We start from the raw sequence: 12,511 nt of genomic DNA on the forward strand, positions 1-12,511 counted from the left end.
GATGAGGAACTGATTTATTAAATAAAACAGTTTGTAGAAATATTAAATGCGATGACACTTAGAAACTGGGTTAAAGAATATCAAATCCTTAATCCCAATCCTTCTCTAAATAATCGTGGCCAAATTCGGTTAACGCAGCGGAGTGCTGCACACTGTCACGATTGATCTTTATGTATCCCAATCGCTCCAGCTCTTCATATTTTTCTTCCATTCCACCCAGAATTGAAGAGCTTACCTGCTGGTCAATAATTTCTAACATTGATCTTATTTCTTCTGTTTCCATGATTGTTTTTATTTAATATCTGTTAAACCAAGTAACTCATCAATCTGTTTGGCGAGTACCCTGTCTTTCTCGGTAACAATATCCCCAGCGTCATGTGTACTTAGCCACATTTCTACTTTATTCCACTCATTGGTCCATTTTGGATGGTGGTTATTTTTCTCCGCCAGGAAAGCAACTTTAACCATAAAGGCAAAAGCCTCCTGAAAATCTTTGAATATGATGGCCTTGTATAGTTTATTTTCAACTTCCTGCCATTGGATCTGGATCACACTTTCCATTTTAATTAAGTTAGTTTTGATACGGTACTGTAATTTGATAGGCTGCTGTAATTGTAATAACAAAACATGCGCTACTGTAATAACAAAACAACTGCCTTTAAGTTTAGAAAGGTGTGGAATTTACTTAAACAACTGCTCCATCTTTTCTTCGACCTCCTGGATCTTGTGCGTCCGAAGGATCACTTTCCCGGTTTTGTCCACAAGCATATAAAGTGGTATGGTCTGTACGTCCAGCATCAATGCAAATTTATTGTCCATGCCTTTTAAATCGGATGCCTGTGGCCAGTTTGTCTGGTCTTCCCGGATGGCCTTTTTCCAACTGGCCAGGCTTGCATCAAGAGAAATACCCAAAATTTCGAACTTCTGCGGTTTATATTTGCTGTACATTTTTTGCAATGCCGGTGTATTGACCCTGCAGGGGGCGCACCAACTGGCCCAGAAATCGATAAGCACATAATGATTAACCGCACGCAGATCTTTTAGGCTGATTGTATTTTTAGTGGTTGTATCCGGAAGTACGATATCCGGAATGGTTTGACCTACTGCCGAACGTTTATTTCCAGCTATCAGCTGAGATACTTTGATGAATATGGGATTTGCAGCAAACTTTTTCGATAGGGGCACTAAATATTTTTCCGCTGTGTCATAGGGGATTAAACTACCCAAAAAAGCTTCCATGTTCTGCAGGGTTTGATAGGTAACAGGATGGCTGGCCATAAAATCATTTACATCGGCTTTTCTTATTTGGTTTAGGGAATCAACCTTTTTGCTGTACCTTAACGTAGTTATCGTATCTAAAGCTTTTTTTGCCTGTTGAGCAGCAGAAAGATTAGCTTCCATCTGCCGTTGGATCACCCCGTCCTTCTCAAAAAATTCATTCTTCAGTTTCTCGTCTTCGGAACCACTAACGTTGCTGCGGTATATGACATCGGCATTTCCAGCGATCGTTACCGGTGTTTGATCAAGATAGAAAATGAGAAAGGACTTTTGCCCATTGAAGAATAGTGTGTATAAACCCGGGTATTTGATCTTACCTGAAAGCTGGAAGCTGTCGTCTTTACCGATCACTACTGAATCTGATTTTTGTTTATCCGTGTTGGCAATGTACCCGTCAGCAGAAAGATACAGTGTTTTGCCCGCACCTCCGGTAAGCTTACCACTGATGGTAAATTTCTGCTGGCCAAATGTGCAGACCGCAATGAGTTGTAAACTGAAAATGAATAATCCGGATATCAGGTACCTGTTTAGTTGTAAATGTGATGCAGCCATTTCTAAGATTTTGTTTTGTATGTTACAAAGGTATATATTATTAACTAAATATTTAGTTAATTGAGATGCGTCTATTTTAGATAAATTAGAAAAATAGGGTAAAATGGCATCCTTGTATTCTTCAGGACAGTATTTTATATATCTTTAGGTGTAATTCGGTGTTGTTGATGCCGGTTCCAGAAATGCATTGACGAAAAATTTAAATGATATTAGAAACGATGAAGATTGCAGTAGCTTCCCCGCCAATTCCAAAATCGATAGCAGAAGGGTTATTCTGGCTTGAAAAACTAGTGAAAGATGCCGTAAAGGAGCAGGCTGAAATCATCTGCTTTCCGGAATCGTATCTTCCCGGTTATCCGGGTATGGAGTATCCGCCGGAAGACCGTACACATGAAAAATTAAAACTGGCGCTGGACAGGGTATGTGAAATTGCTGCCGAGCATGCTATAGCCATTATTGTTCCTATGGATTGGCATCATCCTGACGGGATCTTAAACCTGGCCCATGTTATCTCCGGTAAAGGTGAGGTTTTAGGCTTTCAAACAAAGAACCAGCTGGATCCCAGTGAAGATCACATTTGGATTCCAGGGAAAGAACGTCATATTTTCGAAGTAAACGGACTTAAGTTTGGCATTACCATTTGCCATGAAGGGTTTAGATATCCTGAATCGGTTCGTTGGGCTGCCCGTAACGATGCCAGGGTGGTGTTTCACCCTCATTTTAGCGGCAGCGATTCCAGTGGTAGAGAATTAACAAGCTGGGGCGATGTGAAAAGCCCTTACTATGAAAAGGCCATGATGATGCGGGCACTGGAAAATACCATATATTTTGCCAGTTCAAATTATGCTTCACGTTATTCCGAATCGGCAAGTTCCATTATAAACCCGGATGGCAGCTGCCTGGTGCATGAAGTTTATGGACGTGCGGGTGTAATTGTTGCAGACCTGGACCTTGCCCTGGCTACCGGTTTTCTTGCAAAAAGATTCAAAAGTGACCTCTATAAATAGCAGATATACCAACCGATAATTTTGATCATTTGAAATGTACAAGTAACCGATTGATTGTTCCTAACAGCGATTAAGCATTCTTTAGACCTTTGTATCATAAATTATAATACAAAATGGAAAATAGAAATAAGATTGCATTGATTACTGGCGGAAGCAGGGGTTTAGGTAAAGATATGGCACTTAGGCTTGCCGAAAAAGGAATAGATGTCATATTGACCTATCATACTAAAGCAGATGAGGCGCAAAATGTGGTATCGCAAATTGAGGGAGCTGGACAAAAAGCTTCAGCCTTGCAGTTGAACACAGGCGACGTGAAAAGCTTTGATTCCTTTATCGGGAAGCTTAAAGAAGTACTGAACGATAAATTTGGTGCCGGCCATGTCGATTTTCTGATCAATAATGCAGGTATTGGAATAAATGCACCTATTGTTAGTGTGGAAGAAGAGATGTTTGATGAATTACTGAATATTCATTTTAAAGGAGTTTATTTCCTTACCCAAAAGATGCTCGGTTTGATGAACGATGGTGGTGGAATTGTCAATGTATCTACCGGACTTGCCCGTTTTAGCTTACCTGGTTTTTCTGCGTATGCATCCATGAAAGGTGCAATAGAAGTGTTTACCAGATACCTGGCCAAAGAACTGGGATCACGCGGCATCAAGGCGAATACCATCGCTCCGGGTGCAATCGCTACCGATTTTAGTGGCGGCCATCTGCGTGATAGCGAAGAAATGAGCAATTTTGTAGGTAGTGTGACCGCATTGGGCCGTCCGGGTATGGCAGAAGATATTGGTGGGGTAGTGGCGTTCCTATGTTCTGACGATGCCAAATGGGTCAATGCACAGCGCATAGAAATATCTGGTGGTATGTTTGTATAATTTTTTGAGAATAGATCAGTTTTTCTGTGCAGAAGGTTATATTTGATTACATGAAAGGTATGATCGACACCACCTCTTTGGATGATTTTTATCAAAAAAATACAGTTGCTTTGCCCGAAGGTATCGACAAGGAAATTGGCCACTTCAATGTATTTGAAACGGAGACCCTGTTTAATAAAGAAACCGGTACCCGCATTATGCCTTACAGCAGAAGGGCTTATTATAAGATTAGCTGGATAAAGGGTAAAAATACCGCTGAATATGCGGACAAGGTGATTGATATCCGGGAGAATGCCCTGTTGTTCGCAACGCCTAAAATTCCGTACCACTGGCTGCCGGACGGTACCGATCAGGCAGGTATGTTCTGTATTTTTACGGCCGACTTCCTATCATCAGGCAAAACGGGTATCCAGTTGGACGAGCTGCCAATATTTAAGCCCGGTCAATTGCCAATATTTCAACTTTCTCAAACAGAGGTAACAGAAATTGAATACATTTTCCGGAAAATGCAGAGGGAACTGGTTTCTGATTATAAATATAAATTTGATCTGCTGCGGAACCTGATCTTAGAACTGATTCATTATGGGCAGAAGCTACAGCCAATCTCGGCGCTGGGCACTGCCCATAATGCATCTGAACGCATCTCATCTTTGTTCATTGAATTGCTTGAACGGCAGTTCCCTATGGAATCGCCACACCAGCGGCTCGTTTTGCGTACGGCAAAAGATTATGCAGACCAGCTTGCCGTACATGTAAACCATCTGAATAAAGTGCTAAAGGAGGTTACCGGAAGTACAACTACAGAGATTATCAGCAACAGGATCATCCAGGAAGCTAAAATTTTACTGAAACAAACTTACTGGAGCATCAGTGAAATTGCCTATGCGCTGGGTTATGATGATCCGGGACATTTTTCCAAGTATTTCAAAAAACAGACTTCTTTTGCTCCTTTGGCATTTCGTTCTTAGCCTGCAATATAGTCTTTATTCTACCGGATATTTCCCAGCCGATTCTATGCCTGAATCTGTAAACTTTAAAATTTCCGTCGAAACCGGATAGCCTGATTTTTTGTATTCATCAACGACTATTTTGCCGATCCGTTTTGAGAAAAAATCAAAATCCTTCTCTGAAAAAATATAGCAGAAATCCCTAACTGGAATTACTGCATAAAATGGAAAGCCAAAGCCATTCTTTAATTTATCTTTCATTGCAGGCGCAAATAGAAGAGCACCCTTTAAGCTCCCTCTTTCTGATTCAATTCGTCCAAGTTTGTGCCCTTCAATCCAATCAAATGAAATATCTGTTGTCTTTAAGAGACTATCGGCATTCAGATTTGCCTGGCGATCCAGAACGGTATCAGTGATCTCCCATTTTTTCAGATCATCTTTCATAATCCAGCTTAACTTATCATCTTCAACATGAACATATACTTTTCCAAATTCATCTGTAATCTTTTGAAATAGAAAATCTTTAGAAGCGCTATCTGTTGGGAATAAAGAAATATAGATGTTGTTCTTTGCATCAACCCATTTTGATGGGATTTTAATCGTGTATGATACAAGCGTCTTAACGAAGTTTGAAATACCTGCTTTTTCTTTATCTCTTTCGTAATCTCTTCTTACATTATCAAGACTAACTTTTAATGTCAATTCACCCTTTGAGATATAAATCAGACCTGAATGGTCAACCGAGTCTATTTTCATACCATGTTTTTCAATTTGATTACTGAATTCATCGAATACGTAGTCATTTTTCTGGTTATTAGTACAGCCAACTTGTGCAAGCAATAATACTATGGTTGTAATTTTCAGAATCCGGGTCACGCTCATTTCGGTTGCACTCTAATAAATTGGATATAATCGGTGTTGACAGGTTCAAGGTTATGTAATCTCATATCTCTGGCTATCTGTGCGCGATGATAAGTACCATGATTAAAAACATGGATCAAAATATCAGTAATTGAGGTTTCATAAACATCACTGTTTGTAACGCTGTACTTGATGATGGGGGAGTCTGTGGTGTCCAGATAATCTATTCTTGACAACCCCTCCATATTTTCATCGAGCAATATTCTACAGAACTCCAGATCATGTAATTGCCAAACGCCAACAGCAGGTGTGGTGTTGTTAATTCTGGCAAGCCACCTTGTTTGGGCATTTACAATGTGGCTGAACAATAAAATACAGGATTCTGGCAGCTTGGCAGAATTTGCTATTAAGGTATCTAACAGCAATGAATTTGCCCAGTTGTTATATTTATATAATTGAGTTAACATAGCAGCTGTTTTTATTTTAAAGCTAAGATTTTTTGAAAAAATAATGGTAAGCCTTTAAGCAAAATTCTTTATGCTTCTCTATAAAGCTGGTACTGTGTTATTTTTTAAAGGATGAGATGATCTTTTTAACACCTGTAGTAATTGCTACCACAATTAATCCGGCAACCAATCCGATGGCGAACTCCTTAACTATTGATGGCAGGTTTGGCAGTAAGTGGTGTAAAAATTCAATGTTGTGAACAAATATACCACCAGAAACCAGGATCAAGGCAATGGTTCCAACTACACTTAAGATCCGGATAATGACAGGAAGCGATTTAACCAGTAAATGCCCCATGCTTGCAAAGATGCCCTGATCATTAGAGCGCTTAATTAAATTGTAACCAGTATCATCCATTCTTACAATAATGGCAACGATGCCGTAAACACCAATTGTAGCCAATAGCGCAACGACAGAAACCGTTAGGATCTGTATGGTTAAAGTTTCTTCTAAAACAGTTCCTAATGCAATGATCACAATCTCAACGGATAGAATGAAATCTGTGGTTACCGCAGATTTAATCTTTGCTTTTTCTGCATCATTACCATCTTGTTTAATCTCTGCTACTACTTCATGACCTTTCTTTTGACGATGAAAAAAGTATTCAACAATTTTTTCAACCCCCTCGTATGCGAGATAAAACCCGCCTAAAACCAAAATGATTTTAATAGCGACTGGAAAAAATGCATTCAGCAGTAATGCAATAGGAACGATGATAATCTTGTTGATTAGCGAGCCTTTAGTGATTGACCAAAGTACAGGTAACTCCCTTGAAGAAAGAAAACCAGTCGCTTTTTCTGCGTTTACGGCTAAGTCATCACCTAAAATACCTGCTGTTTTTCTTGTCGCTATTTTTGCTGCCACCGCAACATCATCCATTAAAGCAGCTATATCATCCAAAATTGCAAAAAAACCTGACGCCATATTTATTTTATTAATAGGGTCGCAAAATATAAATACGATTTTGAATTACCACAGAAAACGGAGATATATCTTTAAAAAAAATGCTGTTACTGTTCTCCAGTGCTATTTTACAGCAAAGAATTCCATGCATCTTATTGAGTTAATGCGCATAATGTCATAATGATTCAGATGGTTACATTTAGATTTTTTTATCCGATGAATTTTTACACGTGCTCAGAGAAAAATATTAACTACCTTTAAGTTTATCCCTGTTGTATGGTATTTAACGTAAACTCGACCAGCTACTTAACATTCGTTGGTCCATTTAGAACTCAATTATTTATCAATAGCCAGAAACTTATTGCCTCTGGATATGTGGACGTTCAAAAATCTCTTTCTGAGAAATTAAATCCAGCCTCAGAAAATGGCTGGCAATATTCCCCGAATCAATCCAGATCAAGCAAACTGAGTTTTGATGTGGATACCTATCAGGGTCTAACTATTACACCCAGATATTTGATAGCGTTTAATTATCAACCTGATGATGCCCTAAAGCAAAAAATAAAAGAGTTAACAACAACTGTTTCTACTGAAATAGAAATTAAGCTAAAGGGTATATGTTTAAAGTATATGGATTCAGGCGCAGGAACAATATCCTTTAATACTGAATATATACTTAAGGCAAATAAATCTGCGGTTGAACTTAAAGAATTTCATGAGCAGCTAAGTTCGAAACTCTCTGAAACAGCCAACGATCTAATAATTGAATACACAGCAAAATTAAAAGCCGCTTTACTTGAACGCGATCTATTAATAGATGAAGACAATGACAACCAGCCAGCTTTAGCCTGGATGCATAGAATATTTTACGTTAAAACTGACGATTGTAATAATTCAGACATTGCTGGCATATCTTCCTCTTTTATATCAAAATTGGATGATGATGGATTAATTGATGCTTCTATTGTTGATGGAATTCATTTTTACCCCAGTATTGGCAACTCATTGGTAATTTACACAGATTCGGGATTGGATTCAAATATGCATTTTAGAGCTTTAGAAAGCATGATAGAATACATAAATTGCAATTGGCTGTCAATGAGTGAAATGGATAAAAAATTATTTTTCCAGATTAATAAATTAAGTATTAAAACCCACATTCTTAAGCTTAAGGATCTTGAAAAGGAATATAACCACATTAACAATACTTTTGAGCGAATTACCTTGTTTAAATCAATCCTATTCAATCACAAGATTAACCTTTCACCGCAAGATTATAGAATTTGGGAATGCATCTCAAAAACCTGGAAACTGGAAGAACTGATATCTGCCGTTACAACGAAATCTGAAACCCTAAAATCAATGAATCAAGGTGTTTTAGAACGTCTTCAAACTAAGCAAAACAATAAATTAAATTATTTGGTTTTTATGTTTACCACAATTTCATTCGTTACGATAATATTGCAGGTTATTGAATTTGTTCAGCAAGACGTGAATGTGCCAAATATTTTGAGAAGCTTAACTGTGATCTTTTTAACTATAATGGTTGCGTTTTCGGTCAAAAGGTTAAGAAACTGGTTCTTGGGTTGATACCCACAAAATAATACGTTCATATATCCCAGGCACATCAGAAATACTAGGTTGCTGAATATCTGTATTTACTACTTCCGGTATACCACCAATAATCGCATAACGATGAAAAGCAGTTTTCAGGAGATTATTTCATCTTGGTACTAAATGCATTTATTTCGGATTAATTGAAATGCCATTTTCCTCACGAATGAGTTGAAAAAGATGATCAGGGCGAACGACTATGTAATCTGCATTAAGCGAATTAGCCACATTTTTAAAACTTGTTGGCGATACATTAGTCCATGGCTGCGCCTGTATAATCATGAAACGTGGAGCGGTTCTATTCCAGCCAGCTGCAGCAGCAGCAATATGATTTTTCATCGCCTGTTCATTTGTACAATAATTACAGGCAAGTGCTATTCCCGGCAAGCTGTTGTTATAGATAGTAAGCCCGCCTCCTGTGTTCTGGGCAGTTACACCAAGGAGCGATGGTGCCTTACTGGCAAAGATCTTCCCAACATTCGGGTTAATCCCGCCAACAATAGTGTTCCAGATGGTGATTACGCGTAAACCAGCACGACTATTATAGTCCTCCGTTTTAGAGACGAACTGTTTTAACAAATTTTCATCAGACCAGGTATTGGGATAGGTATAACCATAACCAGAAGGTCCGGAAACCAGATTATCATTATTGGTGGAGGTTTGCCAATAGTAGTTAAGTGCACCAGGCATTGCATCCAGCATGGCAGGTGACACGGTCCATCCTATTGGAACAGTACCCCGATCCGGATTATTCCAAAGTTTACGCATAAGATGTTCTGTGTATTGTAAATTATCTCCATCACTCAATATAAACGCAACATAGATCTTGTTATTAAGTGCTGGTTTGGGAGGTATTGGTTTTATATTTACAATCCTGGGGGTACCACTATGTACCGTTAGATTAGAACACCAGTCACTCGCAATGGTTGCAATGCCATACTTCGAAGCGCGTTCAACACCCGCTCCTTCTTCTGGCCACCACCCCATAAAACTTGAACCCGGGGACATTGAAGATAGAAAACTGTTTAACAATTCACTTTCACCAGCTACTTTAGGATCGAGCCATACTACTGCAGCACCCAGGGCTACTGCATATTCACGCAGAGCCGCTTTATGCACAGTAGGGTTTAGTCCAATCAACAAACGGTGATCAAGATGTGGCCAATATATATCATATAACGACTGATAAACTTCCAGCTTACTGCTAAATTTCCCTTGCAAATCAAGTATGACAGGTAAATTATACGGAGAAGAAGTTAATCTGGATAACAATAACGGCGAGGTAATTAGCGCACCCTTATTTTTTGCAAGTACTGTGGCCAGATTAATCGTGTGTGGTTGGGCAGGATCATAAACGATCAAACCCGAAATTTCACTACGATATTTAGTAATCAGGTCCCACTTGTCTGCGGGTTCGGACCAGCTCAAACCTAAGGACTGGAGCCAGGTATGCGGGCCTTCAGCGAAAGCATCACCTTCATAAGAAAAAATACGTGGTTTAGTTTTATTTACGATGCCCTTCAGCGACGCAAAAAGGTACATTTCTGCTGAGGAGAAAGAAGAGTTTTGGCGGAGTGTAATTAAATCCTGGTTCTGAGCAGGCGCAGGAAAAGAAGGAAGCAATTGACCTGATGGCCATATGATTTGGCCCATGGATGGAATGACAAACAATTGGAACAAAAAAAAGCATGCAACTTTAATTTTAAGTAGTTTAATTCGTTTTATCATCGGTTAATTATAGCGTTAGGTTATAGTTGTGATATGAGTTGGCCACCTGATATCAACAGAAATATACTATTTATTTAGTATTAAGAAGAAAGTTGGGGATGGTCTTTCTTGAAATATTTTTCAGTGACAACTAATTTTGTATTTTATCTAATCTGAAATTCTACAGAGCCTTTGTAGAAGTGTCAATAATACATTCTGCCATTAGATCAGAGTGTTTTTAAAACACCACCATCTGCCCTTATGCTGGCTCCATTCGTAGCCAAAGAAAGTGGACTTGAAAGATAGGTTACTAAATGAGCGATCTCAGCCGGGTCGATAAAACGCCCGATTAGCGAATGGGGATTTGTCTGTTGCATAATTCCAATCTTCAACTGCTCAACATCCTGGTTTTGAATATTTGCCAGATACCCGATGGCATTGGCTACTCCATCTGAATAAGTAGGTCCGCCCAAAATGGTATTTACTGTCACTTCTGTACCCCTGGATAATTTTGACAATCCATTGCTAACTGCCATCATTGCAGATTTTGTCATTCCGTAATGTATCATATTTTCAGGGATGTTAACGCCCGATTCACTGCTGATAAAAACAACTCTTCCCCAATTCTTTTTCAACATTTGTGGAAGTAATTTCCTCGACAGACTAACACTGCTCATTACATTGATTTCGAAAATCCTGTACCAGTCTTCATCTGTAAGCGCTGTAAAATCCTTGAGCTCAAATATACCGACATTATTAATCAGTATATCTATATCATCCAACCGGGCCAGTAGTTCTGTTACTTGTTGTTTATCTGAAAAATCGGCGGCTATTCCAGATACAATTGCATCCGGAAACTCTTTTTTTAATGCTGCTAACGAATTGTCCAGCTTTACCTGATCCCGTCCGTTTATGATAACTTCAACAGCTTCAGCTAATAATTGCTGTGCTATCGCGAATCCGATTCCTTGAGTGGAGCCGCTTATAAATGCTCTTTTTCCTTTTAATTTTAAATCCATTCTATTTTTTCATTTTTGTAATGATCAATACATAATTGTTTAAAAAAAATTAACGAAGTAGGTCCAGTTGCATTTCTATTTGTTCGGCAAGAATCTTTTCGTCAGGGTAAATCCTTCTAAGCGTATTCAAACCACACCAGAAGGTCATCAGATATCTTCCTAACACTTGTCCAGATAAGGGATTGCTGAGATTACCCTTAAGCTTCTCCTTTTCAAAAACATCGGCAAACATCTTTTCAACATCTTTCAGGATCCGGACCGCATCTGCTTCCAACTCATCATCCACAAATGTCATTTCAACAACCGTATTGGCAACAATACAACCTCTTAAATTTTCCTCCGTAGCGGATTTAGCAATGCTCCTGAAAAAATCTTTAATCAACTCCAATGGTGTTCCGCTTATTTCCAATTCCTTTCTGAAATTATTAAATGCTTCCCTGCGCTGTAAGATTGCCGCTTTAAAAACTTCTTTTTTACCTCCCTTGAAACTGTTGTAAAAACTACCAGAACCTATTCCGGTAACCTCTAACAGATCACTTAGGGAGGTGGCAGTATACCCCTTTTCCCAGAATACACGCTGAGCCTTACTCACCAGATCTTTGTTATCAAATAATGTTGGCCTCCCTTTCATCGTATTTCTATTTTTGTATTGATCAATACAAAAATAGAAATAACATTTCATATTCTAAAATCCCATTGACTTTAAACTCAGTTAAACGACCAGGATAAGGCTGAAGCTTTTCACCATATACATTACCTTAAATTACCAAAATGTAATGGATCAATCCCAAATGTTGTGGAGCAGGGATGATTTTTTGATATCTAAGCATACAAATTAGTGAGCCTGTACAGGAAGAATTCTATATTTTTACTCCCCTGAACTGAGATCGGAAAGCCTTTATTTTTGCATTGAAAGATTCCGCTGAAGCATTTGTGGAACGGTTGTCAAAGTAATTCAGTATCGTTTGATAATGGTTCTCTATTGACCTTGCAATGGTATTGAATGCCTTGAATCCGGTTTGTCTTACCTGCTCATGCCATCTGGCCAGATTTGCCAGCGCGAATACTTTATCTGTGGTATGTTCAAAGATCTGGCTGAGCCCCATACTCAGCCCATGCGCTGTTTTCAGATCTGGAAACCGTTCGAATAATAGACCAGCACGTTCCTTTTGGCTGTCTGTCCAGGCCGAAGGCTTTTTATACAGTACATATCTGCTGCGTGCCAATAATTGTTTGAC

General features: G+C 38.8%; 14 protein-coding genes. 4 read left to right on the top strand and 10 right to left on the bottom strand.

Annotated features, from left to right (window positions below):
• Positions 1-88 precede the first annotated feature (88 nt).
• The 3 genes from ATK78_RS20385 to ATK78_RS20395 all read right to left on the bottom strand — a co-directional run bounded on the left by ATK78_RS20385 (position 89) and on the right by ATK78_RS20395 (position 1,830).
• On the bottom strand, positions 89-283 hold the full coding sequence (locus tag ATK78_RS20385) for a hypothetical protein (protein WP_133577975.1): 195 nt from the start codon (positions 281-283) through the stop codon (positions 89-91).
• Between the two features lie 8 nt (positions 284-291).
• On the bottom strand, positions 292-561 hold the full coding sequence (locus tag ATK78_RS20390) for a 4a-hydroxytetrahydrobiopterin dehydratase (RefSeq protein WP_133577976.1): 270 nt from the start codon (positions 559-561) through the stop codon (positions 292-294).
• Between the two features lie 120 nt (positions 562-681).
• A complete protein-coding gene (locus ATK78_RS20395; RefSeq protein WP_133577977.1) occupies positions 682-1,830 on the bottom strand; it encodes a TlpA disulfide reductase family protein in 1,149 nt (382 codons plus the stop codon).
• A 218-nt stretch (positions 1,831-2,048) separates the two neighbouring features.
• On the opposite strand from ATK78_RS20395, the gene ATK78_RS20400 reads away from it, so the two are divergent.
• The 3 genes from ATK78_RS20400 to ATK78_RS20410 all read left to right on the top strand — a co-directional run bounded on the left by ATK78_RS20400 (position 2,049) and on the right by ATK78_RS20410 (position 4,683).
• Positions 2,049-2,837, top strand: a complete 789-nt coding sequence (locus ATK78_RS20400) for a carbon-nitrogen hydrolase family protein (protein WP_133577978.1) — start codon at positions 2,049-2,051, stop codon at positions 2,835-2,837.
• 113 nt (positions 2,838-2,950) lie between these two features.
• A complete protein-coding gene (locus ATK78_RS20405; protein WP_133577979.1) occupies positions 2,951-3,715 on the top strand; it encodes an SDR family NAD(P)-dependent oxidoreductase in 765 nt (254 codons plus the stop codon).
• 50 nt (positions 3,716-3,765) lie between these two features.
• Positions 3,766-4,683, top strand: a complete 918-nt coding sequence (locus ATK78_RS20410) for a helix-turn-helix domain-containing protein (protein WP_133577980.1) — start codon at positions 3,766-3,768, stop codon at positions 4,681-4,683.
• Between the two features lie 15 nt (positions 4,684-4,698).
• Here the strand turns inward: ATK78_RS20410 and ATK78_RS20415 are convergent, their stop codons facing one another.
• From ATK78_RS20415 to ATK78_RS20425, 3 genes are all read right to left on the bottom strand, one after another.
• Complete coding sequence (locus tag ATK78_RS20415) at positions 4,699-5,544, bottom strand: hypothetical protein (RefSeq protein WP_133577981.1); 846 nt, start codon at positions 5,542-5,544, stop codon at positions 4,699-4,701.
• Positions 5,541-5,990 (bottom strand): DinB family protein, encoded by a 450-nt coding sequence (locus ATK78_RS20420; RefSeq protein WP_133577982.1) that lies wholly within the window; start codon positions 5,988-5,990, stop codon positions 5,541-5,543. Before ATK78_RS20420 ends, ATK78_RS20415 begins: the two co-directional genes overlap by 4 nt.
• 97 nt (positions 5,991-6,087) lie before the next feature.
• The gene (locus ATK78_RS20425) at positions 6,088-6,954 is read right to left on the bottom strand and encodes a DUF808 domain-containing protein (RefSeq protein WP_133577983.1); all 867 of its coding nucleotides are present in this window, start codon (positions 6,952-6,954) and stop codon (positions 6,088-6,090) included.
• Between the two features lie 255 nt (positions 6,955-7,209).
• Here ATK78_RS20425 and ATK78_RS20430 point away from each other — a divergent pair, with 255 nt between their 5' ends.
• The gene (locus ATK78_RS20430) at positions 7,210-8,523 is read left to right on the top strand and encodes a PD-(D/E)XK nuclease family protein (RefSeq protein ID WP_133577984.1); all 1,314 of its coding nucleotides are present in this window, start codon (positions 7,210-7,212) and stop codon (positions 8,521-8,523) included.
• A gap of 153 nt (positions 8,524-8,676) precedes the next feature.
• On the opposite strand, the gene ATK78_RS20435 is transcribed toward ATK78_RS20430, so the two are convergent.
• From ATK78_RS20435 to ATK78_RS20450, 4 genes are all read right to left on the bottom strand, one after another.
• Positions 8,677-10,200, bottom strand: a complete 1,524-nt coding sequence (locus tag ATK78_RS20435; RefSeq protein ID WP_243732586.1) for a GxGYxYP domain-containing protein — start codon at positions 10,198-10,200, stop codon at positions 8,677-8,679.
• Between the two features lie 281 nt (positions 10,201-10,481).
• Positions 10,482-11,273 carry an SDR family NAD(P)-dependent oxidoreductase gene (locus ATK78_RS20440; protein WP_133577986.1) on the bottom strand — a complete coding sequence of 264 codons (792 nt, stop codon included), beginning with the start codon at positions 11,271-11,273 and terminating at the stop codon, positions 10,482-10,484.
• A 49-nt stretch (positions 11,274-11,322) separates the two neighbouring features.
• On the bottom strand, positions 11,323-11,904 hold the full coding sequence (locus ATK78_RS20445) for a TetR/AcrR family transcriptional regulator (RefSeq protein ID WP_133577987.1): 582 nt from the start codon (positions 11,902-11,904) through the stop codon (positions 11,323-11,325).
• Between the two features lie 229 nt (positions 11,905-12,133).
• On the bottom strand, positions 12,134-12,511 hold a 378-nt coding region (locus ATK78_RS20450; protein ID WP_208112408.1), incomplete at its 5' end, for a transposase.

It is taken from the genome of Pedobacter metabolipauper (genome assembly GCF_004362715.1).
Taxonomy (GTDB): domain Bacteria; phylum Bacteroidota; class Bacteroidia; order Sphingobacteriales; family Sphingobacteriaceae; genus Pedobacter; species Pedobacter metabolipauper.

Excerpts from the sequence above, each read along its gene's own strand:
- ATK78_RS20430 (WP_133577984.1), top strand. The coding sequence starts at position 7,210 with ATGGTATTTAACGTAAACTCGACCAGCTACTTAACATTCGTTGGTCCA.
- ATK78_RS20400 (WP_133577978.1), top strand. The coding sequence starts at position 2,049 with ATGAAGATTGCAGTAGCTTCCCCGCCAATTCCAAAATCGATAGCAGAA.
- ATK78_RS20435 (WP_243732586.1), bottom strand. The coding sequence starts at position 10,200 with ATGGGCCAAATCATATGGCCATCAGGTCAATTGCTTCCTTCTTTTCCT.
- ATK78_RS20415 (WP_133577981.1), bottom strand. The coding sequence starts at position 5,544 with ATGAGCGTGACCCGGATTCTGAAAATTACAACCATAGTATTATTGCTT.
- ATK78_RS20395 (WP_133577977.1), bottom strand. The coding sequence starts at position 1,830 with ATGGCTGCATCACATTTACAACTAAACAGGTACCTGATATCCGGATTA.
- ATK78_RS20425 (WP_133577983.1), bottom strand. The coding sequence starts at position 6,954 with ATGGCGTCAGGTTTTTTTGCAATTTTGGATGATATAGCTGCTTTAATG.
- ATK78_RS20410 (WP_133577980.1), top strand. The coding sequence starts at position 3,766 with ATGAAAGGTATGATCGACACCACCTCTTTGGATGATTTTTATCAAAAA.
- ATK78_RS20420 (WP_133577982.1), bottom strand. The coding sequence starts at position 5,990 with ATGTTAACTCAATTATATAAATATAACAACTGGGCAAATTCATTGCTG.
- ATK78_RS20440 (WP_133577986.1), bottom strand. The coding sequence starts at position 11,273 with ATGGATTTAAAATTAAAAGGAAAAAGAGCATTTATAAGCGGCTCCACT.
- ATK78_RS20385 (WP_133577975.1), bottom strand. The coding sequence starts at position 283 with ATGGAAACAGAAGAAATAAGATCAATGTTAGAAATTATTGACCAGCAG.
- ATK78_RS20445 (WP_133577987.1), bottom strand. The coding sequence starts at position 11,904 with ATGAAAGGGAGGCCAACATTATTTGATAACAAAGATCTGGTGAGTAAG.
- ATK78_RS20390 (WP_133577976.1), bottom strand. The coding sequence starts at position 561 with ATGGAAAGTGTGATCCAGATCCAATGGCAGGAAGTTGAAAATAAACTA.
- ATK78_RS20405 (WP_133577979.1), top strand. The coding sequence starts at position 2,951 with ATGGAAAATAGAAATAAGATTGCATTGATTACTGGCGGAAGCAGGGGT.